Consider the following 21,403-nt stretch of genomic DNA (forward strand, 5'->3'; position numbering starts at 1 on the left):
AAAAAGACTGCGGAGAGTACAGCACCGCGGGGGAGGATGGGGTGGGGGGGGGGGGGGGGGGCGGGGGTCCTCCCCCCCCCCCCCCCCCCCCCCCCCCCCCCCCCCGACCCTCCTGCCCCCTCCCAGGAAGGTTCTTCCGGCGATGTCCCCACGCTTGATCACAGTGCTGCTGGCCGGGCTGCTGGCCCTGCTCGGGCTGGCCACCCCTGCGGTGGCGGCGCCGGTCCAGACCCTGACCTGGACGGGCGGCAACAGCACCACCGAATACGCGTCCGCGCCCACCGGCGCGCTGCCCGGCGAGACCACGATCGTCTTCGAGAACAGCGAAGCCACCGGCAACACGACGGGGATGTCGCACACCCTGACGTTCGACACCTCGACGCCGGGCTACAACCACGACGTCTCGCTCAACATCCTGGCCAACCCCTTCGACCCGCAGAACGGCCGCCACGAGGCGACCGTGACGCTCACGCCGGGCAAGTACCGGTACTTCTGCACGATCCCCGGCCACACCGCGATGGTGGGCGAGTTCGTCGTCTCCGACGGCACCGGCGACACCACGGCGCCGACCGTGACCGCCGCGGTGGCGGGGGAAAAGGACCAGGCCGGCAACTACATCGAGTCGGCGACGGTGTCGCTGACCGCGACGGACGCGGGCTCCGGCGTCGCCTCGGTCGAGTACCAGCTGGACGGCGGCACCTGGACCGCGTACTCGGCGCCGGTGGTGGTGTCCGCCGTGGGCATGCACATGCTCCACTACCGGGCGACCGACGTCGCCGGGAACACCTCCGAAGAAGGCATGGAGCACTTCACGATCGTCGAAGGGCAAGGGGACACGACCCCGCCCACGGTGACCGCGGCGATCACCGGCCAGCAGGACTCCTCGGGCAACTACGTCGACGTCGCCACGGTCAAGCTGACCGCGACCGACGCCGACTCCACGGTGGCTTCGGTGGAGTACCAGCTGGACGGCGGGGCGTGGACCGCCTACACCGCACCGGTCGCGGTGACCGGCGCGGGTGAGCACATGTTCCACTTCCGGGCGACCGACGCCGCCGGGAACACCTCACCGGAAGGCATGTCCCACTTCACCGTCGTGAAGAGCGACACCACCCCGCCGATCGTGACGGCGTCCGTGGCCGGCACGCGCGACGACGCCGGGAACTACGTCGGCAAGGCGACCGTGACGGTGGTGGCGTCGGACACCGGGTCCGGGGTCGGCGCGGTGGAGTACCGGGTGGACGGTGGCGCGTGGACCGCTTATGCCGCGCCGGTCCCCGTTTCCGCGCCGGGTGCGCACACCTTCGACTTCCGGGCCCGTGACGTCGCGGGCAACACTTCCACGGTGGGGACGGTGTCCTTCACGGTCGTCGCCGGGGGAGATACGACCGCGCCGTCGGTGTCGATCGCGTTGAGTGGCAAGCAGAACGGTGACTGGTCGTACGTCGGCCAGGCGTCGGTGACGCTGACCGCGACCGACACCGGGTCCGGTGTGGACCTCGTCGAGTACAAAGTGGACAGTGGAGTGTGGACGCGGTACACGGCGCCGGTCGTGGTGTCCGCGCTCGGCGCGCACACGGTCCGGTCGCGGGCCACGGACGTCGCCGGGAACGTCTCGGACGAGGTGAGCGGCACGTTCACGGTCGTCGCGGCGGTGCCGCCGCCGGACGCCTGCCCGAACTCGGACGTCCGCGACACCGTGGTGATCGGCGGGATCGACAGCCAGGTCGAGAACACCGACATCGGCAACGGCTGCACGCTCAACGACGTCATCGACGAAAACGCGGAGTACGCGTCGCACGACCGGTTCGTGAAGCACGTGAAAGCGGTGACCCAGGAACTGGTGACCAACGGCGTGCTGTCGTCGGGCGACCGCAACCGCATCGTGACGGCGGCGATCGAGTCCGGGGTCGGCGGCCCGCCGGCGGCCGCCCGCACGCCGGAGGTGAAGAAGCGGGTCTAGCGGTTCAGGAGAAGGTCTTCCGGAGCAGGGTGACGTCCTCGCTCAGGACGGCGAGCTCCAGGCGGTGGCCGTCGGCGTCGAGCACGGCCACCGTCATCGCCGTCGCGAGGGACAGGCCTCGGCCCGGTTCGGCGGGGCGCGTGTCCAGCAGGGAGACGGTCCGCGAGGCCAGGGTGACGGGCTCGCCGCGGTTCAGGCGGGCCTGCCAGGTCGCGCCCTCCGGCGTCAGGCGCAGGGTGCCGTGGGTCCAGCTGCCGGGCGGCCGGCGCAGCGAGCAGGGCAGCTTGACCGCCGTCCCCGTCACGACGCCGGTCTGCCGCCGGTCGGCCTTCTTCCGGGCTCTTCGGCGCATGGTCACGCTGTCGACCAGCCCGCCGAGCAGGCCGTCGATGAGGAGATCCAGCATGATCGCAGGATAGTGCGGTTCAGCTCACCAGGCCGGTGCGATAGGCGTAGACGACCGCCTGCACGCGGTCGCGCAGGTCCAGCTTGGTCAGGATGCGGGACACGTAGGTCTTCACCGTCTCCTGGCTGAGCACCAGCGTCGCGGCGATCTCGCTGTTGGACAGCCCGTTCGCGATCAGCCGCAGCACCTCGAGCTCCCGGGGCGCCAGCGCGACGCCGGCGGGCGCGCCGGCCGCCGGGCGGATGCGGGCGGCGTACCGGCCGACCAGCTGGCGCGTCACCTCGGGGTCCAGCAGCGCGGCGCCCGCGGCGACCGTGCGGATGCCCTGCAGCAGCTGCGCCGGGGGCGCGTCCTTCAGCAGGAACCCGCTCGCGCCCGCGCGAAGGGCCTCGTAGACGTACTCGTCGAGGTTGAAGGTCGTCACCACGAGCACCTTGACCGGGTGCGCCACCCCGGCGCCGGCGAGCCGCCGGGTGGCTTCGATGCCGTCGAGGACCGGCATCCGGACGTCCATCACCACGACGTCCGGCCGCAGCCGGGCGGCCAGCTCGACCGCCGCCTGCCCGTCGCCGCACTCGCCGGCCACCTCGAGGTCGGGCTGGGCGTCGATGATCGTCGCGAACCCCGTGCGGATCAGCGCCTGGTCGTCGCAGACCAGGACCCGGACCGGCGCCGTCACGACGGGATCCGCGCCCGCACCACAAAACCGGCGCCTTCCGGGCCCGCGGTCAGCGAGCCGCCGAGGACGCCGACGCGGTCGCGCAGCCCGGCCAGGCCGCGCCCGCTGCCGCCGGGGGACGCGGCGGCCGGCCCCGCGCCTTCGGTGCTGACCTCCACCGTGATCTCCTTCTCGCCGTGGCGCACCCGGACGTCGGTGCGACGGCCGTGGGCGTGCTTGAGCGCGTTCGTCAGGGCTTCCTGCACCACGCGGTAGGCCGCGGCCTCGGCGCTCCCCTTTTCCCCGGCCGGCCCGCCCACTTCGGTGAACTCGACCGGCTGGCCGGCCTGCCGGGTCCGGTCGACGAGCGCGCGGATCTCGCCGTGGGGCGGCGGGTCGGCGTCGTGGCCGGGGTTGAGCAGGCCGAGCAGGTGCCGCAGGTCGGTGATGGCCCGCCGCCCGGTGTCGGTGATCGTGGTGAGCGTCCGGTCGAGGCGGTCGGGGGCGGCGGTGAGGTAGCGCGCCGCCTCGGCCTGCACGACCATCGCCGTCACGTGGTGGGTGACGACGTCGTGGAGCTCGCGGGCGATGCGCGTGCGTTCGGCGGTGAGGGTGGTCTCGGCGACGTGGCGGCGGCGTTCCGCTTCGGCGGCGCGGGACTGCCGCACCCAGCTCCCGACCCCCCAGGCGAGGGCGAGCGCGAGGTAGAACGTGACGAACCCGGTGACCCCCTCGGCCGACCCGTGCCGCGCGAGGCCGAGGGCCAGCGGCACGTACGCCAGGGAAGCCACGATGGCAGTGGCCCACCGGCGCCGGTCCAGGTGCGTGCCCGTGCTGATCAGCGCGAGAGGCAGCGCGGTGCCCGAAAGCGTGTGATAACCCCGAAGCTGGTCGACGGCGAAACCGAGCACCACGAGCGCGAGGCAGACGGCGGGCCAGCGCCGGCGCACGGCCAGCGGGAGGCACTCGGCGGCGACCACCACGAAGGCGAGCGCGTCCATCGGCCGGGTCGCCACGTCGCCGACCCGCGTCCCGTACCCGTGCAGCGCCGGCACCAGCGCGAGAGTGGCGAGCAGCAGCGCGAACGGGAGGTCCCGGACCGTGACGTCGAGCCGCCGCCACCGGTCCGGGAGGGAGCCGAGCTCGATCACGGCACGACAGTAGCGGCCGGCGCCGGCGTGGCGCGCCGCCGCCGGGGCACGATGTGGCCGCGCCGCCGGGCGAGCGTCATGAACACGGCCGTGGTGATGACCCCGGCGGCCACGGAGTACACACTCGCCTCGGGCCCGAACTCGCCCCCGGTCAGCACGGCCGGGCCGGAGGTGACGCCGTCCAGGAGTCCCCGGGGCGCGTCCGTGCCGGAGACCCCGGTGCCGAAGAGGCCGCCCTCGGCGAAGTTCCAGGCGAAGTGCAGGCCGATCGGCACCCAGAGGGTGCGGGTGGCGGCGTAGGCGGCGGCGAGCATCCCGCCAGCCTCGACGGCGATGGCGAGCGCGCCCCAGACGGTGGCGTGGGCGTTGAACAGGTGCGAGAGCCCGAAGAGCAGGCCGGTCAGGGCCAGTGCGGTCCAGGTGCCGGTCCACCGTTCGACGAACCGGAAGAGGATGCCCCGGAAGACGAGCTCTTCGGTCACGGCCGCGGCGGCCGAGAACCCGAGCAGGGCCACGGCGCCGCCGACCGAGCCCCACCCGAGCACGTCGTACCCGCCGACGAGGGCGATGTTCGCGATGACACAAGCGAACAACCCGAGCCCGAGGAGCATCCCCCGCCCGAGCGCGCGCCCGTCCCAGGTGATCTCGTCGGGCGTCCGGCGTTCGGTCCGCCGCACGACCCAGGCGTAGGTGAGCACCGCGAGGACCGCGCTGAGCAGCCCGAGAACCAGGGTGAGCGGCGCGTTCCAGTGCACGGCGCCGACAACGAGGCTGCCACCGAGCGCAACCACCGCGACGGCCACGAACTGCGTCAACAGTCGCATGGGGGACTCCTTCGTGAGATTCCGCGACGGGCGCCGCGGCCAGGAGGAACGCTAGGGATTTGCCGGACTGGGGACGTCACCGTGGGGTGGACAGTCCCGGGTAGCTCGCACGGGGGACAAGGCTCGGACGTGATCCGGGTCATGCGGTGTCACAGGATCGGGGAGCGCGGTGTCTTGAGGCCGAACCTGGGACAAAAGGAGAACCTGATGAACCTCGCACTGTGGATCGCCGCCGGACTGCTTGCCGTGGTCGCGCTGACCGGCGGGGTCAGCAAAACGTTCGTGCCGAAGGAGAAACTGGCCGCGGCGCCGGGAGGGGAGTGGACCGCGAGCGCCGGCGCGGGGTTCGTCCGGAGCCTCGGGGTGCTCGAGCTGCTCGCCGCGGTGGGGCTGGTCCTGCCCGCCGTCCTCGGGATCGTGCCGGTGCTCGTGCCGGTGACCGCCGCCTGCTGGGTTCTGCTGATGGTCGGTGCGATGATCACCCACGTCCGGCACGGCGGGTACCGGTTCGTGGCGCTGAACCTGGCCTACCTCGCGGTCGCGGTGTTCGTCGCCTGGGGGCGGTTCGGGCCCGCGTCCTTCACCGCCTGACCGGCGAACACAGGGAAGGGAAGACCATGAGCGACCCCACCGGCGCCTTCGTCGCCCACCGCAACCTGCTCTTCACGGTCGCCTACGAGATGCTCGGCTCGGCGGCCGACGCCGAGGACGTGCTGCAGGAAACCTGGCTGCGGTGGGTGAAGGTCGACCCGGAGCAGGTGCGCGACGAGCGCGCGTACCTGGTCCGGATCACCACCCGGATGGCGCTGAACCGGCTGCGCACGATGAAGCGCCGCAAGGAGTCCTACGTCGGGCCCTGGCTGCCGGAACCGCTGCTCACCGCGCCGGACGTCGCCGAAGACGTCGAGCTCGCCGAGAGCGTGTCGATGGCCTTGATGCTCGTGCTGGAGACGCTGTCGCCGACCGAACGCGCCGTCTTCGTGCTGCGCGAGGTCTTCGAGGTCGGCTACGACGAGATCGCGGACGCCGTCGGCAAGACCCCCGCCGCCGTCCGGCAGATCGCGCACCGCGCGCGCCGCCACGTCGACGCCCGGCGGCCCCGCGAGGCGGTGTCCGCGAGCGAGACGCGGGCGGTGCTCGCGTCGTTCCAGCGGGCGCTGGAAGGGCGTGACCTGCAGGGCCTGCTCGACGTCCTCGCGCCCGACGTCGTCCTGCTCAGCGACGGCGGCGGGGTCAAGCAGGCCGCGCTCCGCCCGGTGGCCGGCGCGGACAAGCTGGTCCGGTTCGTCCTCGGCGGCATCGGCCGGGTCGGCGCCGTGCTCACCACCGAGCCGGCCGTCGTCAACGGCAACCCGGCCCTCGTCCTGCGCCTGGACGGCGAGATCGACGGGGTGATGGCCATCCGGCTCGAGGACGCGCGCATCACCGGCGTCTACTACGTCCGCAACCCGGAGAAGCTGACCCGCGTCGGCTCGGAGACACGGCTGACCTTGCGCTGAGCGCGCACAGTGCGCACTCCGGCGCGCCGCGTGAACGAGGACAGGTATGGAGTCGGGTACTTGTACGGGTGCGGTGGCGCGCGGCCCGGGTCAGGCTTGACCGGCCGTCGTTGACCGTGGGAGGTCGGAGAACACATGGTGCAAGGCCGGTCGCGTCCCCTCCTCCGGGTCGTCTCCCCCGCGGACGTCCCGGAGCCGCGACCGGCCCCCTCGGGGGGCCGCGATCGTTACGCCGACCTCGAAGACCGCCGGCTGGCCGCCATCCTGGCCGCCGAGGACACCGCCGAAGAGCACGGCCTGAGCCCGCACGTCCGCAGCACCTGCTACGTCCACCGCAGCTGGGTCCACCGGTGCGTCGCCGACGTGCTGCACGTCCTCGTCGTCACCGGGCACCGCTGGTGCCGCCGCTGCGAGTGCCCGGTCGACGTCGCCGTCGACGAGACCCCGCCGGGCGCGGTGCACCTGTTCTGCCCGCGGTGCGGCCAGGCGGATTCGGCGGCCAACCGGCAGGTCCGGAAGGCCTGCCGTGCCAGCCTCGCCGCGATGCACGGCGGGGTCACCCCGACGTTGTACCGGCTCCCGGACGCGTGAGGGCCATCCGAGGGACGACCGCGCGGTCGCATTGACCCGTCCGCCCGGACGTCCCTACGGTTCACCCGTGGGCAAGGCGGGGGCGACGTGCGGGAAGGGCAACCTGCCCGCGGACACGACGAGCTTCGTGGGCCGCAAGCCCGACGTCGCCGAGGTGAAGCACCTGCTGACGCGGGCGCGGCTGGTCACCCTCACCGGGGTCGGCGGCGTCGGCAAGACCCGGCTGGCCGTGCAGACCGCCGCCGGGCTGTCGCGGGCGTTCCCGGACGGCGTCTGGCTGGTCGAGCTCGCCGGGCTCCAGGACCCGGCGCTGGTCGCCCACACCGCGCTGGAGGCGCTGGGGGTGCACGACGAAACCGGCCGGAGCCCCGCGGCCGTGCTGGCCGAGCACCTGCGCGACCGCCGGCTGCTGGTCATCCTGGACAACTGCGAGCACCTCATGGACGCCTGCGCCGCGCTCGCGCACGACCTGCTGCGCGCCGCGCCCGGGCTGCGGCTGCTCGCGACCAGCCGGGAGCGGCTGGCGTTGGCCGGTGAGCACCTCTGGCCGGTTTCCCCGCTGCCGCTGCCCGAAGCCGGCCGTCCGCTGCCCGAAGGCGCGTGGCTGCAGTACCCGGCGTTGACGCTGTTCGCCGAGCGCGCGGCCGCGGTCGACCCGGGGTTCGCGATCACGCCGGAGAACCAGGAGCGCGTCGCGCAGGTGTGCCGCCTGCTGGCCGGCATCCCGCTGGCGATCGAGCTCGCCGCCGTCCGGTTGCGGGTGCTGACGCTGGCCGAGCTGGAGTCGGGGCTGGCCGACTGCTTCCGGTTGCCCGGCACGGTGAAGCGCGGCGGGGAGCCCCGCCACCAGACCCTGCTCGCGGCCGTCGACTGGAGCCACACCCTGTGCGGCCCGGCCGAGCGCCACCTGTGGGCGCGGGCGTCGGTGTTCCCCGGCGGGTTCGACCTGGCGGCGGCGCGCCGCGTCTGCGCCGGGGACGGGCTGCCGGCCGAGGAGCTGCCGGAGCGGCTCGCCGGGCTCGTCGAGAAGTCGGTGCTGATCCGGGAGTCCGACGGCGACGGGCAGCGGTTCCGGCTGCTCGAGCCGCTGCGGCAGTTCGGCCGGGACAAGCTGGCCGGGTCCGGGGAGGCCGAGGAGGTCCGGCGCCGGATGCGCGACCACTTCCTCGACGTCGTCGTGCGCAGCGAAAGCGCGTGGTTCGGTCCGGAGCAGGCGGAGATCTTCCGGCGCACCCGCCTGGAGCACGCCAACCTGCGGGCCGCGCTCGACTACAGCCTGACCGTGCCGGGCGAGCTCGAAACGGGCCTGCGGCTCGCGTCGACGTTGTGGTTCTACTGGGCGGGCTGCGGGGTGTTCGGCGAAGGCCGGCACTGGCTCGACCGCGCCCTCGCGCTCGCTCCCGAGCCGGGCGAGGAACGCGCAAAAGCGTTGTGGGTCAACGGTTACGTCGCGACGCTGCAGGGAGACCACGCCGGCGCGGTCACGATGCTGGAGGAGTGCCGCGCCTACGCGACGCGGGCCGGCGACGAGGTCGCGCTGGCGTACGCGACGCACCGGCTCGGCTGCAACCTGCTCGTCGGGGACGACGTCGGCGACGCGAAGACGCTCTTCGAGGAAGCCCAGGCCCGCTACCGGCGGCTGGGGGAGCTCAACAGCAACGTGATGCTGGCGGGCATCGAACTGGCCGTCGCCTCGATCTTCCTCGGTGACCTCGACCGGGCGGCGGAACTGTGCGAAGAGGCGTGCGAGACCGGGGTCGCCCACGGTGAGCAGTGGGCGAGCGCGTACGCGATCTACGTCCAGGCGCTGGTCGCACTGAGCCGCGGCGACCTCGACCGCGCGGCCGAGCACGGGCGGCACTGCCTGCGGGTCAAGAGCACGTTCCACGACCTGCTGGGCATCGTGCTGGCGATCGAGGTGCTGGCGTGGAACGAAGCCGCGCGCGGCCGGTTCGAGACGGCGGCCACGATGCTCGGGTCGGCCCAGCCGATCTGGCAGGCGGTCGGCTTCCCGATGTTCGGCTCCCGCTACTTCGGCGCCCCGCACGGCGACTGCGAAGCCGCGGTGCGCCAGGCCCTCGGCGACGGCCCGTTCGAAGCGGCGTTCCGCCGGGGCGGCGAGTTCGGCCTGCCGGAGGCGATCGCCTACGCCCTCGGCGACACCACCCCGTCGGCCGCGGCCGAGCCGAGCCGGCCGACACTGCTGAGCGACCGGGAAAACGAGGTGGCCGCCCTCATCGCGGACGGCCGCTCCAACCAGGAGATCGCGGACCGCCTGGTGATCTCCCGCCGGACGGCGGAAGGCCACGTCAACCGGATCCTGCGGAAGCTGGGGTTCGATTCGCGGTCGCAGGTGGCCGCCTGGGCCGCGCGGGCGTCGCAGGTGCCGGCGCCCTGACGCTCACTCGTCCGGCTCGATGGCGACGCGCCAGACCGCTTCGAAGCCGGTGCCCTTCGTCTCGAACGTCCAGCCGCTCTCCGAACTCTGCGCGCGCCAGACCTCGTCGACACCCGGGTCCGTCGCGGCCTCCTCGGCCATTCCCGGCGCGCTTTCGCCGCGCGGGCCGAGGTACTTCTCGCCCGTGTGGATCAGCAGCTCGCCCGGGAGCGCCTGCACGTAGTACTGCTTGCGGAACACGACGTTGTCGGAGAACCCGATGCCGTAGGAGTCACGCTCGGCGACGTAGATGTCGAGGCGGAAGACCAGGTCACGCTGGTCGCTGTCCGGTTTGGCGCGCGTGTCGACCCAGCCTTCCCAGACGAGCCGGTCGGGGCCGGCCCACACCGTCGCCGGGCCCTTTTCCTCGGCCAGCGAATCGCTGAGCAGCTCCTCCAGCGGCGTCACGTCGTCCGTGAGGTCGGCCTTGCGGAACGGGCCGTAGCAGTTCTCGGCTTCGGCGCTCTGGTGGAACAGCTCGAAGTCGACGTAGCGGGGTTTGATCGAGACGCCGAGGTAGAACTCGCTGTGGCTGAACAGGTCCTGGCCGCGCAGCACCTCGGCCGTGTCGAGCCACAGGCGCACCCGGTGCGTGCCGTGGAAGAAGCGCATCGCGATTTCGTAGGCCTCGCGTGAAGTCACCAGCGAGTCGCTGCCGCCGTGGCACTTGTGGACGAACGTGCGCGGCGCGCCCGGCAGCTGCGCGGAAGTCTGCTTGACCAGGCCGTCACTGTGGTTGTAGCTCAGCGTTCCCTCGGCGAAGAGCGTCGAAAGCCGGTTGCCCGCCGAAGCGATCTTGACGCCGTAGCTGCGGTAGTCGGTGCCGACGACGGTCAGGATCCGCCGCGGGTCGAAGTACGACGGGACGTCGAGGAACTTCTTCTGCGCCGGGTCGAACGCGGCGACCTCGTCGGCGGCGTTCGCCACGCCGGGGAGCCCGTCGACGAGCCAGCGCGGCAGCACCTGGAAGGCGATGCCGCGGTGGGGCGTGCCGAGCGTGACGATCCGGTGGACGAGCTCTTCGGGGTCGCGCCCCTCGGACTTCATGAACCGGAGCGCTTCGCGGACGACCAGCCCGCCCATGCTGTGCGCCACGATGTCGACGCCGCCGGTGTGGCCGAGCCGGTGCAGGATGTCGATCAGCCGGGCGAGCCCTTGGCCGTAGCGGCTCACGGCCCGGGGCTTGAGGTCGTAGTAGCGGTACACCCACAGCGTGCCGGCCACGCTCTTCGCGGCGAGCACCCGCCGCGCCACCGACGGGTCGAGCACCACGCTCCCCTCGATGAGGTCGGCGGGGTAGTCCATCGGGTCCGGCGGCGCGTCGACGTCTTCGGCGTAGTACCCGACGACGTTGGTGGCGTCGCGGTAGGAGTACAGCGAGGACTTCATCGCCCGCAGCACAAAACCTTCGTAGATGTAGTTCTCCCCGCGCCGGCCGGGGTAGACGGTGCCCTCGTTGAACCCCTGGTAACCGCTGGCCTGCTCGTCCGCGACGTCGGGCCCGCCGAACCCGCGCACGAGCACGAGCGGCCGGAGTGTTCCCGGAGTGGACATGGCGGCCTCCCGGCTCCTCGCTCCCGAGGCGACGGGAGTGCTTGAGGAGTCGGAGCCGCGCACCGCGTGTTAGAGCGCGGGGGAGACGTTCACCCGAATGCCGTATCAGCCGAGTCGTTTGTTCCAGTCTTCGAAGGCCGCGATGAGGTCTTCCGGCGCGCCGGTGTCCCGAAGCCGTTGAGTCTCGGCCTCGATGTAGCGCCGGTACAACGGGACCAGCCCCGCCGCCAGCTCCGGCCCGGCTTCGACCGGGTCGAGCGGATGTCCACCCCGGACCCGCTCCGCCAGCCGCACCAGCGACACCGACGGCGCGTCCGGCTGGGACGCGTACCACTCGATCGCTTCGTCGTTGTTCGCCGCGCGGCCGGTGTCCGTCGTGCCCGAGTAGAGGAAGCGGACCGGGAACAACACGGCCTTCGTGAACCACACCTTGTCCGCCAGCAGCCGGCGGGGCTCGTGGAACTCCGCCGTCACCGGCTCGGCCGCCAGGACCGCGATCGCGAAGGCCGCGCTCTCCAGCAGCAGCTCCGACGCCGCCGGGCGCGCCACCTCCGCCAGGACGTCCGAGCCGAGCAGGACACGGCCGTGGTCGGCCAGCTGCAGGCGGTCCAGCGCCGGGAAGCGGCCGTCTTCGCGGCCTTCGCGCAACGCCGGGAGCGACGCCCAGAACACGGAAAGCTTGCCGTGCAACGGGCTTCGCTCCTGCAGCGCCTCCGTCGTCGCAGCGACGGACTCGCGGTCACCCTCGGCGACGTCCGTCAGCACCAGGGCCAGGTCGATGTCGCTCGCCGCCGGGGAGTAGCCGCCGTAGGACAGGCTGCCCAGCAGGTACGCGCCGATCAGCCGGTCGCCCAAGGCATCCTGGTACGCGTCCGCGGCTTCGGCGGCGACGGCGCGGGCGGCGGTGGCGGGGTCGGTCGTGGTGGAGTCGGTCATGCGGTCACCGTAGCGCGGCGCGCGCATTCGGCGATGCGGTCGGAAACCACGGTGATCACCTGCCACGCCCGGTCCAGCACCGCGGTCACGGCGTCGACGGTCCAGTCCTTGCGCCGCCGCAACAGCTCGTACCCCATCTCGAGGTGCTCGACGTCGGCTTCGTCGTGCAGCTCGAAGTATTCGTCGTCCGGGAACGCCCGGGTGCCGGCCTGGCTGAACACGAGGCTGCCGGCTTCGAGGGCCAGGTGGGCCAGCACCGCCCGCTGCACGCCCGGCAGGGTCGAGAACTGGTCGACGAACCACGACGCGCCCGACTCGATGACCGGGTCCCACACCAGCTGCCGGTCGTCCGCGCGGCTGCGGGCCAGGATCTTGTCGTGGCCGATCTCCTCCTGCTGGTGCTCCAGCGCGAGCGCCCGCAGCTCCGGGTCGCTCTCGGACACGACCCGCGCGCTGATCATCCGCTGGAACGCGTTCGACCACGGCTGCAGGTACGTGAGCACCGCTTTCTTCGTCTCGGCGGAGGTGTCCCGGTCGGTCAGCAGCCGGATCAGGTCCGACGACTCGTACTCCCGTTGCCGCTGCTCGTTGTGACGGGCGATGCGCTCGACGTCCTGCTGGGTCACGATCGGCTCCTTACCGTGGTGCTGCCCGAGATCATCTTTCCGCTGCCGCTAACCAAGATCAACCGGCGAAAGGGGGGCCGGCGCCGGCCGGCCGAAGACGGGGAACCGGAAGTACGTGGTCACGTCGCCGCGCCGGCCCGCTGTGCGGTAGCTCACCAGCTCCAGGAACCCCCGGTGCCCGGCCAGCGGCCCGGGCGCCAGCGCGGCGGCCAGCGTGCGGAACCCGCCGGGGTCCACACCTTCGGTGTGCAGCAGGGCGGCGGTGCGCTCGACGGCTTCCTCGTCGTCGGCCGTCAGGCCGGGCAGCCGCAGGTACGTGGTGGACTCGGCGGCCCGGTCCAGTCCGGACCGGAACGCCAGGCAGCTCAGGGCCGCTTCCCCGGCGTCGGCGCGTTCACCGGTCAGGACGCGGTAAGCCGGCTCCGCGCGGTCACCGTCGTGACTGACGGCCACCGAAGCGACGCGGTTCATCTCGCCGAGTGCCGCGCCGTGGTTGCGGTAGTAGATCTTGACCCGGGCGTCCGCCTCGCCGGCCAGGTCCACCGCGAAGAACTCGATTTCCCGTTCGCCTTCGACGGTTTCGATGCGCCGCCGGGCGTCGTCCCACGCAGTGGTCATGCCGAGCCGGTCCATGGCCTCCGCCACGGCCGCCTCGCGTTGCTGGTGCGGCCACGGGTACAGCCCGAAGTACGTCTTGTGGACGATCCCCGACGGCGGCCGCCAGGCGATCGAATGCCACACCGGCGCGGGCGACGGACGCCCGCCGCGCGGGGTGAACGTCTCCCGCACCTTTGTGTCGAAAGCGCTGTCACCAGGGGAAACCACGTCGTGGCCGAGACTGTCGAACAGCACCCGCAGCTCCGGGTGCCGTCCCGACCAGTTCACCGACATCTCGGCCGGGAACCCGTCGTCCGCCACATAGGACGGCTGGGCGGGCGCGGCCCCGATCCGCTCGTGGGCCCACGCGGGCAGCAGCCCGCGCAGCAGCAGGGTGGCCCGCACGGACTGCTCCACCGGAACCGCGAGCGCGTCACACGCCGTGGCCCAGAGCCCGCACAGAAAGTCACCGAAGAGCCGGCCCTGTGCCGGATAGTTTTCCCTTATATATTCAGGAAATTCCGGCGCGCGACTGGTCACGAGCGGATGTTATCAAACGGATGCGTGCTCAACTAAAACTCAGCACCCGGGTGGTCCAACCAATTGCGCCATGTGGGTTTGCCGCAGTCCGAGGTGGACACGCTGGGACACTTCGGACTCCGGCGTGTCCCGACCGGACACCGAACGGACAAAGCGCAGGTCTCAGACCCGCACCGGTACCACCGTCATCGCGTGCTTCACCAACCGGATCAACGCGAGCTTGCTGGAGTCCCTGTCACGCGCGTCACACATGACGATCGGCACCCGGTCCGGGACGACGAGGGCTTCGCGGATCTCGTCGGGCGTGTAGCGGGGCGCGTTGTCGAAGCAGTTCACCGCGACGACGAACGGGATCTTCCGGCGTTCGAAGAAGTCGATCGCGGCGAAGCTGGTCTCCAGCCGCCGGGTGTCGACCAGCACGATCGTCCCGATCGCGCCGCGCGCCAGGTCGTCCCACATGAACCAGAAGCGCGCCTGGCCGGGGGTCCCGAACAGGTACAGCACGTGCCGCGGCGAGATGGTGATCCGGCCGAAGTCGAGCGCGACGGTGGTCGTCGTCTTCCGCTCGACGCCGGAGAGGTCGTCGATCCCCGCGCTCGCCTCGGTGAGCACCTCTTCGGTGGTCAGCGGCGGGATCTCGCTGACCGAACCGACCATGGTGGTCTTCCCGGCGCCGAACCCGCCCGCGACGATGATCTTGACGGGCGTCGGGACCAGCTCGGTCCCCGCGCCGTCAGTACTTGATGAGGCCATCGAGAACCGCCTGGAGTGTTTCGAGGTCCGGCGACTGCGCCGGGTTCTGGGTGGGGGAGCGCGTGATGACGAGGCCGCGTTCGATGAGGTCGCCGACGAGCACCCGCACGACCCCCAGCGGGATCTTCACGTAGACGGCGATCTCGGCGACCGACACCGGGTGCCGGCACAGCTGCACGATCGCCTGGTGCTCCGGGCCGAGCCCGGCCGGCTCCTGCTCCGAACGCAGCGTCATGACCTGCGTGGACAGGTCGAGCCGCGCGTTGTCGGCCGGGGTGCGGCCGCTGGTGATCGTGTACGGGCGGACCAGCGGCCCGGCGGCTTCGTCGTACCAGCCTTCGTCGGTACTCATGTGGCCTCCCGCAGGATCTGCGCCGCCTCGCGCGGCGCCGACACCATGTAGTCCCCGACCCGCTTCACCAGCCGGCTCATTTCGTAGGCGATCATCTCGACGTCGACGTTGTCCGCGGCGAGCACGGCGAGGCAGGCGCCCTGGCCCGCCGCCGAGACGAACAGGTAGCCGCGCTCCATCTCGATCATGTTCTGCAGCACCGGGCCGCGGTTGAACTGCTTGCTGACCCCCTTGGCGAGGCTCTGCAGGCTGGAGGCGATGGCGGACAGCTGGTCCGAGTCGTCCTTGCTCATCCCGGCCGACTTGCCGATGAGCAGACCGTCGGCGGACAGCACGATGGCGTTCTGCGCGCCGACCACGCGGCTCACCACGTCGTCGAGCAGCCAGTTGAGATCGGGTTTGGGGTTCCCGTACTCGTTCATGCGTCAGAAACCTTGACTTTCCTCTGTGGACTTTCCCTGTGTGCTGTCGCGGACTACGCGTCTTCCGGCCCGACGCGTCCCCGGCGGGTGCCCTTGTGGAACGCGGCGAGGGTGCGCGCGGTGCCTTCGCCCGGCGCCACGACGTCGTCCTGGCTGTCGTCGGGTTCGTGTTCGAGCTGGGCGACGAGGTTCTGCTGGGGCTCCCGGCGGGGCAGCCGGGGCCGGTCGTCGGCCGGTCGCCCGGCGGCCGGCCCGGCCGGGGGCGCCACCGCGGCGGGCGGGGGCTCCACGACCGCCGGCGCCACGACGGGGGCGGCGGGCGCGGGGTCGGGCGGGGTGAGCGCGCGAGCCGGGTACGGCCTCGGCTTGGCGTCTCGCTTCATCGGGATCTGGCCGGTGAACGAGCTGGGCGTGTCCATGGAACGGAGCGGGCTTTCTGCTGCCTGCGGCGCGGGGCCGCCCACCGGGGCGAGGACCGCGGTGGTCTCCGCCGGGGTGGATCCGGGTTCGTCGGCCGGGCTCGCCTGCTGGCCGGCCAGGTGGTGGGTCGGGACGAGCACGGTGGCGCGCAGGCCGCCGTACCGGGACGGGTCGAACGTGACGGTCATGCCGAGCTTCGCCGCCAGGCGCGCGACCACGAACAGGCCGAGGCTGGAGTCGGCCCGCAGCGCCATCGCGTCGAACTCGGGCGCCTCGGCCATCATCGAGTTGGCCCACTCGCGGACGCCGTCCTTCATGCCGAGGCCCTGGTCCGAGACGTCGACGACGACACCGCGCGCGACCAGGCGGCTGGTCACCTCGACCGGCGAGCCGGGCGGGGAGAACGACGTCGCGTTGTCGACCAGCTCGGCGACGAGGTGGATCGTGTCGGCCACCGCGGCGCCGACGATCGAGACGTCGGCGACCTGCTCGACCTGGACCCGCGCGTACTGCTCGGTCTCCGACACGGCCGCGCGCAGCACCTCCATCAGCGGGACCGGCTTGCGCCACCGGCGGCCGGGCTGCTTGCCGCCGAGGATGATCAGGTTTTCGGTGGTGCGGCGGGCGCGCGCGGCGAGGTGGTCGAGCTGGAACAACGCCGCCAGCTGGGTCGAGTTGTCCTCGCGGGCTTCCATCTCGTCGAGGATCTGCAGCTGCTGGTGGACCAGGACCTGGTTGCGGTGCGCGATGCCGAGGAACACGTTGTGCACACCGCTGCGGGCCTTCGCCTCGCTCGCCGCCGCGTTGACGGCGGTCAGCTGGGCGGTGTTGAACGCCTCGGCCACCTGGCCGATCTCGTCGCGGCCGTGGTCGAGCTGCGGGAGCTCTTCGGCCAGGTCGACGGACTCGCCGTTCTTCAGCCGCTCCACGATGTCCGGCAGCCGGTTGCGGGCGAGGTCGAGGGAGTCGTTGCGCAGCCGGGCGAGGCGCGTCATCAGGGCGCGGTCGACGAGCGAGCGGGACACCCGCACCGCGACGATGATCGCCGCCAGCGACGCGAGCAGCGCCAGGATGGAGCCGATGATGACGTTGCGCAGCTGGGCGTCACCGGAGTCGATCGCGGCCGCGGAGACCTTGTCCGCCTGGGTGATCGCGAGGTCGTTGAGGTTCTGGGCGACCTGGTTCGTCGCGTTCTGCCAGTCCGTTTCGGACACCGGCACGGAGTTCTGCTCGCTGGGCGACCACGGGCCGTGCTTGACGATCGCCACCTCGGCGGTCGCCAGCTGCTGCCAGGCGGCGCTCTTGACCAGCGTCTGGTACTTGGTGCGGACGGCCGGGTCGAGGAACGGCTCGATCTGGGCCAGCTGCGTCCGGTAGGTCCCGGACAGCTGCGCGAACTGGGCGAAGTCGTCGGGCGCGAAAGTGCCGGCGGAGAAGGCCGTCGACACCAGCGACGTCTCACGCGACATCGCGTCACCGGCGCGGAAGACCGACGTCGCGGTGATGCCGCCGGTGGCCGCTTCGGCGTCGGGGACCACGCGGGCCTGGGTGTCGAACAGGTTCGACGCCGTGTCCATCACGCCGTTGTAGTAGGTGTTGACCTGCGCGCGGTCGATGCTGCGGAAGCTGATCTGCGAACGCAGCACCGGAAGCTGGTCGAACTGGGCCTTCAGCGCGTTGACCTTCGTCGCGATCTCGTCCGGCGCGTTGGAGATCGTCGCGGCGAAGGCGTCCTTCAGGACACCGAGCTTGTCGTCGGTGGCCTTCTGCTGCTCCTGCAGCCGGCCCGGGCCGAGCGCCGGGTCGTCCAGGTACTGCAGCGCGGTCTGGCGTTCCTTCTGGAACTCGGCGAGCGCGGTGGCGGCGGGGATGGACACCTCGCGCACGGACGCCGCGACCAGCCGGACGTAAACGCCGTTGAAGAGGAAGTAGGAGGAGACCGCGATCCACAGCACCAGCAGCGTCACGCTGGGGATGAGCACGGTCCGGGTCAGCCTTTTGCGGATCGACTTGTCGTACGGCTTGTCCGACTCGTCCTTGTCGTCTTTGTTCAGCACGGCGGTTCACGAACTCCTGAGTGACGGTCGGCGAAGATGGGGGACCCGGACGAGGAAGCGGACACGACGAAGGGACGCAGCTGCCGCCGTCACCCGTCTTCGCCTCACCCTCCGTGTTGCCGCAGGATCGATCAGGGTCCGTTTTTTACCACGAACCGGTGAGCCGCGGTGGTGCTGACCCGGTGAGCCGACGACCGTCCGCCGAAGCGCGAACGGTGTTTACTGTGTGCTCCGGGGTGACTACCGGCGTTTGCTCTGGTAACGGCGTCGGCGGCGTGTTCGGGCTCCGGCGGGCTGGGCCGAACGGGTGAAAGACAAATCGCATTCGCCCGCCACGCCCGACGCCGCAAGGCCGAGGACGGACGGGCACGGGTTCTGCCCCGGAAGCCGTCGCCGACGCCGGTTTTCCGGGGTGACGAGGCCCTTCGTCGAAGATTTCGAAAGTCCGGGCAGGGATCCGTTGCGGTGCCCGACTGTCCGAGCACTTTGACAAACAGGCAGGTCTTGTCAATCCAGTTGTACATCATCTATTGTTCTGTAAACCAGCCAACGGAGGAGGGTGTGATGAGCGAGGTGACCGGGACCGTGCCCGCCGGCTCGACCGAGCGGTGGCACGACCGCAAGCGCTACCTGTGGCTGATCGGCCTGGTGGTGCCGTCGCTGGCGTTCCTCGCCATCGGGCTGCACGCGGCCACCGGCTGGGGCGGGTGGTTCTGGATCGGGCCGGTTGTGATCCTCGTGGTCGTGCCGCTCGTCGACCTGCTCACCGGGCTGGACCGCAGCAACCCGCCGGACGACGTCATCGAGCGGCTGGAGAAGGACCGCTACTACCGCTGGATCACCTTCGCGTTCCTGCCGATCCAGTACGTCGGCTTCGCCGCCGCGTTCTGGCTGATCGCCCGCGGCGACCTCGGCGTGGCGGACAAGATCGGCCTCGCCGTGTCGATCGGGTGCATCGGCGGCATCGGCATCAACACCGCGCACGAGCTGGGGCACAAGAAGGAGAGCCACGAGCGCTGGCTGTCCAAGATCGCGCTGGCGCAAAGCTTCTACGGGCACTTCTACATCGAGCACAACCGCGGCCACCACGTCCGCGTCGCGACCCCGGAGGACCCGGCGAGCAGCCGCGTCGGCGAAAGCTTCTACCGCTTCTGGCCGCGCACGGTCTTCGGCTCGCTGAAGTCCGCGTGGCGGCTGGAGCGCAAGCGCTACGCGCGGCGCGACCGGCACCCGTACCGGCTCGGCAACGACGTCGTCAACGCCTGGCTGATGTCGGCGGTGCTGTGGGCCGCGATGGTCGTCTGGCTCGGCGTGGGGGTGCTGCCATACTTGGTGATCCAGGCCGTCATCGGGTTTTCGCTGCTGGAGGTGGTCAACTACATGGAGCACTACGGGATGCTGCGCCGGCGGGTCGGCGGCCCCGGCAAGCGGCGCTACGAGCGGGTGGCGCCCCACCACAGCTGGAACTCCAACAACATCGCCACGAACGTCCTGCTCTACCACCTGCAGCGGCACAGCGACCATCACGCGAACCCGACCCGGCGCTACCAGACGCTGCGCGACTTCGAGGAGTCGCCGGTGCTGCCCACCGGGTACGCCGGGATGATCGTGCTGGCGCTCGTCCCGCCGGTGTGGCGCAAGGTGATGGACCCGCGGGTGCTCGCGCACTTCGACGGCGACCTCTCGCGCGCCAACATCCAACCGTCCAAACGGGACAAGATCCTGGCCCGTTACGGAACCCGCGTCACGGCGGCCGCCCCGGAGCTCACCGACACCCGTGGTGACGCCACGGAAGGCGGGATGTGCCCGGGCTGCGGGTACGTCTACGACGAGCGCCGCGGCGACCCGCGCGAAGGCTTCCCGGCCGGCACGCCGTGGTCGGCGATCCCGGACTCCTGGTGCTGCCCGGACTGCGGGGTGCGCGAGAAGGTCGACTTCGTCGCGCCGGGCCGGGTGGGTGCGTGATGCGGATCGAAGCGGACCTCGACCACTGCATCGGCGCGGGCATGTGCGAGTCGCTGTCCCCGGACTTCTTCGAGGTGGGCGACGAAGGCCTCGTCGTGCTGCTCGACGAACAGCCCGGGGAGGACCGCCGCCAGGAGGTCTCCTCCGCCGTCAGCTCCTGCCCGGTGCTGGCCCTGAAACTGCGGGACTGACAGACGACGATGAGTACGGGATTCGCGCCCGAGGGCGGACAGCACCGGCAGCCGATCATCACCGCGGCGATCGAGCTGACCGCGCGGTCGGGCTGGCCGGCGGTCACGATGGCCCGGCTGGCGGAGCTGGTCGGCGTCAGCCGCCAGACCGTCTACAACGAGATCGGCTCCAAGGCCGCGCTCGCCGAAGCGATGGTCTCGCACGAGCTCGGGCGCTTCCTCTCGGTGGTCGACGCGGCCTTCGACCGCCACGAGACCGACCTCGTCGAGGCGATGTACGACGCCGTCCGCGCGGTCCTGGAGCTGGCCGAGGACAACGTCCTGCTGCGCGCGATCGCCTCCGCGTCGCACGGCGCGGCCAGCGAGCTCCTGCCGCTGCTGACCACCCAGGCCGGCACGCTGCTCGCGCGGGCGAAGGCGATGCTGACCGTGCGCGTGCTGGCCTACCGGCCGGCGCTCTCGGACGAGCAGGTCGCCGTGGTGATCGACCTGGTCGTCCGCGCGGTGCTCAGCCACGTCGTGCAGCCGTCGGACACGCCGGCGCGCACGGCGGACGGGCTGGCGTGGGTGGCGGCCCGCGTCCTCGGCGCCGACGTCGTCCCGCCGCTGCGCCACACCTGACGGCTCAGCGGAGTCCGTGGCGGTCCAGCCACGCGGAGATCTCGGTGCCGATCTCCTTCGGCCGGTCCTCCTGCGCGTGGTGCCCGGCTTCCCCGCACGCGACGACGTCCAGCGTCGCGATGTTCGCTTCGCACCACCGCGTCATCGCCTCGCCGATGAGCAGCGTCGGGGATCCTTCGAACGTCATGAGCAGCTTCGGGACGTCGGTGCTGGTGGCCAGCCACTCGTCGTAGGCCTCGATGCGCGAGACGAGCCCGGCCGGCTCACCGCCGAGCGGCAGCTGCCGGGCCCAGGCGAGCACCGGCCGGCGGCTCTCGGGAGTGGGGAACGGCGCGAGGTAGGCGGCCAGGTCGTCGTCGCCGACCGGCGTGCGGACACCGCCGGTGAACGCCTGCCGGACGAAAAGATCCTGCCTCAGCACCATGTCCTCGCCGACCCCCGGCGTGCGGATCTTCCGCGACCGCTCCGCCGCCTGCGGGGTCAGGTCGTCCCAGGCCATCGGCTTCACGATGGTCTCGAAGAACGCGATCCCGCGCACCCGGCCGGGATGCCGTGCGGCGTGGTCGAAGGCGAGCGCGCCGCCCCAGTCGTGCCCGACGAGGACGACGTCGTCCAGGCCGAGCTCGTCGAACCAGGCGTCGAGGTGCCGGGCGTGGTCGTCGAAGCCGTAGCCGAGGTCGGGCTTCGGGGAGCGGCCCATGCCGATGAGGTCGGGCGCGAGCAGCCGGCCGCCGCCGACGTGCGGGCGGACGTGGCGCCAGCCGTGAGACGAACCGGGGTTGCCGTGCAGGAAGACGATCGGCGTGCCGGCGCCGGATTCTTCGTGGTACAGGGTCATGG

The 21,403-nt window shown here is 71.6% G+C and carries 21 protein-coding genes; 8 read left to right on the forward strand and 13 right to left on the reverse strand.

What is annotated here, in order from left to right; translation table 11 throughout:
• The first annotated feature begins 142 nt into the window (after positions 1–142).
• Entirely contained in the window at positions 143–1,963 is a 1,821-nt protein-coding gene (locus ACZ63J_RS39140) for a cupredoxin domain-containing protein (RefSeq protein ID WP_465399410.1), read from the forward strand.
• 4 nt (positions 1,964–1,967) lie between these two features.
• Here the strand turns inward: ACZ63J_RS39140 and ACZ63J_RS39145 are convergent, their stop codons facing one another.
• Genes ACZ63J_RS39145 through ACZ63J_RS39160 form a run of 4 tightly spaced genes read right to left on the reverse strand, consistent with a single transcriptional unit; the run spans position 1,968 to position 5,002 of the window.
• Positions 1,968–2,369 (reverse strand): hypothetical protein, encoded by a 402-nt coding sequence (locus ACZ63J_RS39145; RefSeq protein WP_465399409.1) that lies wholly within the window; start codon positions 2,367–2,369, stop codon positions 1,968–1,970.
• 19 nt (positions 2,370–2,388) lie between these two features.
• Complete coding sequence (locus tag ACZ63J_RS39150; protein ID WP_465335000.1) at positions 2,389–3,048, reverse strand: response regulator; 660 nt, start codon at positions 3,046–3,048, stop codon at positions 2,389–2,391.
• On the reverse strand, positions 3,045–4,178 hold the full coding sequence (locus ACZ63J_RS39155; protein WP_465399408.1) for a sensor histidine kinase: 1,134 nt from the start codon (positions 4,176–4,178) through the stop codon (positions 3,045–3,047). The genes ACZ63J_RS39150 and ACZ63J_RS39155 overlap by 4 nt, the downstream gene beginning before the upstream one ends.
• Positions 4,175–5,002 carry a lysostaphin resistance A-like protein gene (locus tag ACZ63J_RS39160; RefSeq protein WP_465399407.1) on the reverse strand — a complete coding sequence of 276 codons (828 nt, stop codon included), beginning with the start codon at positions 5,000–5,002 and terminating at the stop codon, positions 4,175–4,177. The genes ACZ63J_RS39155 and ACZ63J_RS39160 overlap by 4 nt, the downstream gene beginning before the upstream one ends.
• A 207-nt stretch (positions 5,003–5,209) precedes the next feature.
• Here ACZ63J_RS39160 and ACZ63J_RS39165 point away from each other — a divergent pair, with 207 nt between their 5' ends.
• The 4 genes from ACZ63J_RS39165 to ACZ63J_RS39180 all read left to right on the forward strand — a co-directional run bounded on the left by ACZ63J_RS39165 (position 5,210) and on the right by ACZ63J_RS39180 (position 9,490).
• The gene (locus ACZ63J_RS39165) at positions 5,210–5,593 is read left to right on the forward strand and encodes a DoxX family protein (protein WP_465399406.1); all 384 of its coding nucleotides are present in this window, start codon (positions 5,210–5,212) and stop codon (positions 5,591–5,593) included.
• Positions 5,594–5,619: 26 nt separating this feature from the next.
• Complete coding sequence (locus ACZ63J_RS39170; RefSeq protein WP_465399405.1) at positions 5,620–6,501, forward strand: RNA polymerase sigma-70 factor; 882 nt, start codon at positions 5,620–5,622, stop codon at positions 6,499–6,501.
• Positions 6,502–6,636: 135 nt separating this feature from the next.
• Positions 6,637–7,092 carry a hypothetical protein gene (locus tag ACZ63J_RS39175; protein WP_465399404.1) on the forward strand — a complete coding sequence of 152 codons (456 nt, stop codon included), beginning with the start codon at positions 6,637–6,639 and terminating at the stop codon, positions 7,090–7,092.
• 67 nt (positions 7,093–7,159) lie between these two features.
• Positions 7,160–9,490, forward strand: coding sequence for an ATP-binding protein (locus tag ACZ63J_RS39180; protein WP_465399403.1), 2,331 nt, complete (start codon positions 7,160–7,162; stop codon positions 9,488–9,490).
• 3 nt (positions 9,491–9,493) lie between these two features.
• Here ACZ63J_RS39180 and ACZ63J_RS39185 read toward each other — a convergent pair whose 3' ends face one another.
• From ACZ63J_RS39185 to ACZ63J_RS39220, 8 genes are all read right to left on the reverse strand, one after another.
• A complete protein-coding gene (locus ACZ63J_RS39185) occupies positions 9,494–11,083 on the reverse strand; it encodes an esterase/lipase family protein (protein WP_465399402.1) in 1,590 nt (529 codons plus the stop codon).
• A 105-nt stretch (positions 11,084–11,188) separates the two neighbouring features.
• A complete protein-coding gene (locus ACZ63J_RS39190; protein WP_465399401.1) occupies positions 11,189–12,019 on the reverse strand; it encodes a hypothetical protein in 831 nt (276 codons plus the stop codon).
• Positions 12,016–12,645 (reverse strand): hypothetical protein, encoded by a 630-nt coding sequence (locus ACZ63J_RS39195; RefSeq protein WP_465335015.1) that lies wholly within the window; start codon positions 12,643–12,645, stop codon positions 12,016–12,018. The genes ACZ63J_RS39190 and ACZ63J_RS39195 overlap by 4 nt, the downstream gene beginning before the upstream one ends.
• Positions 12,646–12,693: 48 nt before the next feature.
• Positions 12,694–13,647 carry a hypothetical protein gene (locus tag ACZ63J_RS39200; protein ID WP_465399400.1) on the reverse strand — a complete coding sequence of 318 codons (954 nt, stop codon included), beginning with the start codon at positions 13,645–13,647 and terminating at the stop codon, positions 12,694–12,696.
• Positions 13,648–13,944: 297 nt separating this feature from the next.
• Positions 13,945–14,535, reverse strand: coding sequence for a GTP-binding protein (locus ACZ63J_RS39205; RefSeq protein WP_465399399.1), 591 nt, complete (start codon positions 14,533–14,535; stop codon positions 13,945–13,947).
• The gene (locus tag ACZ63J_RS39210; protein WP_465309675.1) at positions 14,516–14,887 is read right to left on the reverse strand and encodes a DUF742 domain-containing protein; all 372 of its coding nucleotides are present in this window, start codon (positions 14,885–14,887) and stop codon (positions 14,516–14,518) included. The genes ACZ63J_RS39205 and ACZ63J_RS39210 overlap by 20 nt, the downstream gene beginning before the upstream one ends.
• On the reverse strand, positions 14,884–15,309 hold the full coding sequence (locus tag ACZ63J_RS39215; RefSeq protein ID WP_465399398.1) for a roadblock/LC7 domain-containing protein: 426 nt from the start codon (positions 15,307–15,309) through the stop codon (positions 14,884–14,886). Before ACZ63J_RS39215 ends, ACZ63J_RS39210 begins: the two co-directional genes overlap by 4 nt.
• 53 nt (positions 15,310–15,362) lie before the next feature.
• Positions 15,363–17,786: a sensor histidine kinase gene (locus ACZ63J_RS39220; protein ID WP_465399397.1), complete on the reverse strand. Its 2,424-nt coding sequence runs from the start codon at positions 17,784–17,786 to the stop codon at positions 15,363–15,365.
• A 564-nt stretch (positions 17,787–18,350) separates the two neighbouring features.
• On the opposite strand from ACZ63J_RS39220, the gene ACZ63J_RS39225 reads away from it, so the two are divergent.
• The 3 genes from ACZ63J_RS39225 to ACZ63J_RS39235 are packed head-to-tail and all read left to right on the forward strand — an operon-like array spanning position 18,351 to position 20,563.
• Positions 18,351–19,751 carry a fatty acid desaturase gene (locus ACZ63J_RS39225; protein ID WP_465399396.1) on the forward strand — a complete coding sequence of 467 codons (1,401 nt, stop codon included), beginning with the start codon at positions 18,351–18,353 and terminating at the stop codon, positions 19,749–19,751.
• Positions 19,751–19,942: a ferredoxin gene (locus ACZ63J_RS39230; RefSeq protein WP_465309683.1), complete on the forward strand. Its 192-nt coding sequence runs from the start codon at positions 19,751–19,753 to the stop codon at positions 19,940–19,942. Before ACZ63J_RS39225 ends, ACZ63J_RS39230 begins: the two co-directional genes overlap by 1 nt.
• A gap of 9 nt (positions 19,943–19,951) precedes the next feature.
• On the forward strand, positions 19,952–20,563 hold the full coding sequence (locus ACZ63J_RS39235; RefSeq protein WP_465399395.1) for a TetR/AcrR family transcriptional regulator: 612 nt from the start codon (positions 19,952–19,954) through the stop codon (positions 20,561–20,563).
• Between the two features lie 4 nt (positions 20,564–20,567).
• On the opposite strand, the gene ACZ63J_RS39240 is transcribed toward ACZ63J_RS39235, so the two are convergent.
• On the reverse strand, positions 20,568–21,401 hold the full coding sequence (locus tag ACZ63J_RS39240; protein WP_465399394.1) for a haloalkane dehalogenase: 834 nt from the start codon (positions 21,399–21,401) through the stop codon (positions 20,568–20,570).
• Between the last annotated feature and the right edge of the window lie 2 nt (positions 21,402–21,403).

Source organism: Amycolatopsis sp. NPDC104863 (assembly GCF_055582965.1).

What these genes read in the sequence shown, in the direction of transcription:
- ACZ63J_RS39140 (WP_465399410.1), top strand. Translation starts at nt 143, where the DNA reads ATGTCCCCACGCTTGATCACAGTGCTGCTGGCCGGGCTGCTGGCCCTG.
- ACZ63J_RS39145 (WP_465399409.1), bottom strand. Translation starts at nt 2,369, where the DNA reads ATGCTGGATCTCCTCATCGACGGCCTGCTCGGCGGGCTGGTCGACAGC.
- ACZ63J_RS39160 (WP_465399407.1), bottom strand. Translation starts at nt 5,002, where the DNA reads ATGCGACTGTTGACGCAGTTCGTGGCCGTCGCGGTGGTTGCGCTCGGT.
- ACZ63J_RS39165 (WP_465399406.1), top strand. Translation starts at nt 5,210, where the DNA reads ATGAACCTCGCACTGTGGATCGCCGCCGGACTGCTTGCCGTGGTCGCG.
- ACZ63J_RS39170 (WP_465399405.1), top strand. Translation starts at nt 5,620, where the DNA reads ATGAGCGACCCCACCGGCGCCTTCGTCGCCCACCGCAACCTGCTCTTC.
- ACZ63J_RS39175 (WP_465399404.1), top strand. Translation starts at nt 6,637, where the DNA reads ATGGTGCAAGGCCGGTCGCGTCCCCTCCTCCGGGTCGTCTCCCCCGCG.
- ACZ63J_RS39185 (WP_465399402.1), bottom strand. Translation starts at nt 11,083, where the DNA reads ATGTCCACTCCGGGAACACTCCGGCCGCTCGTGCTCGTGCGCGGGTTC.
- ACZ63J_RS39190 (WP_465399401.1), bottom strand. Translation starts at nt 12,019, where the DNA reads ATGACCGACTCCACCACGACCGACCCCGCCACCGCCGCCCGCGCCGTC.
- ACZ63J_RS39205 (WP_465399399.1), bottom strand. Translation starts at nt 14,535, where the DNA reads ATGGCCTCATCAAGTACTGACGGCGCGGGGACCGAGCTGGTCCCGACG.
- ACZ63J_RS39210 (WP_465309675.1), bottom strand. Translation starts at nt 14,887, where the DNA reads ATGAGTACCGACGAAGGCTGGTACGACGAAGCCGCCGGGCCGCTGGTC.
- ACZ63J_RS39215 (WP_465399398.1), bottom strand. Translation starts at nt 15,309, where the DNA reads ATGAACGAGTACGGGAACCCCAAACCCGATCTCAACTGGCTGCTCGAC.
- ACZ63J_RS39225 (WP_465399396.1), top strand. Translation starts at nt 18,351, where the DNA reads ATGAGCGAGGTGACCGGGACCGTGCCCGCCGGCTCGACCGAGCGGTGG.
- ACZ63J_RS39230 (WP_465309683.1), top strand. Translation starts at nt 19,751, where the DNA reads ATGCGGATCGAAGCGGACCTCGACCACTGCATCGGCGCGGGCATGTGC.
- ACZ63J_RS39235 (WP_465399395.1), top strand. Translation starts at nt 19,952, where the DNA reads ATGAGTACGGGATTCGCGCCCGAGGGCGGACAGCACCGGCAGCCGATC.
- ACZ63J_RS39240 (WP_465399394.1), bottom strand. Translation starts at nt 21,401, where the DNA reads ATGACCCTGTACCACGAAGAATCCGGCGCCGGCACGCCGATCGTCTTC.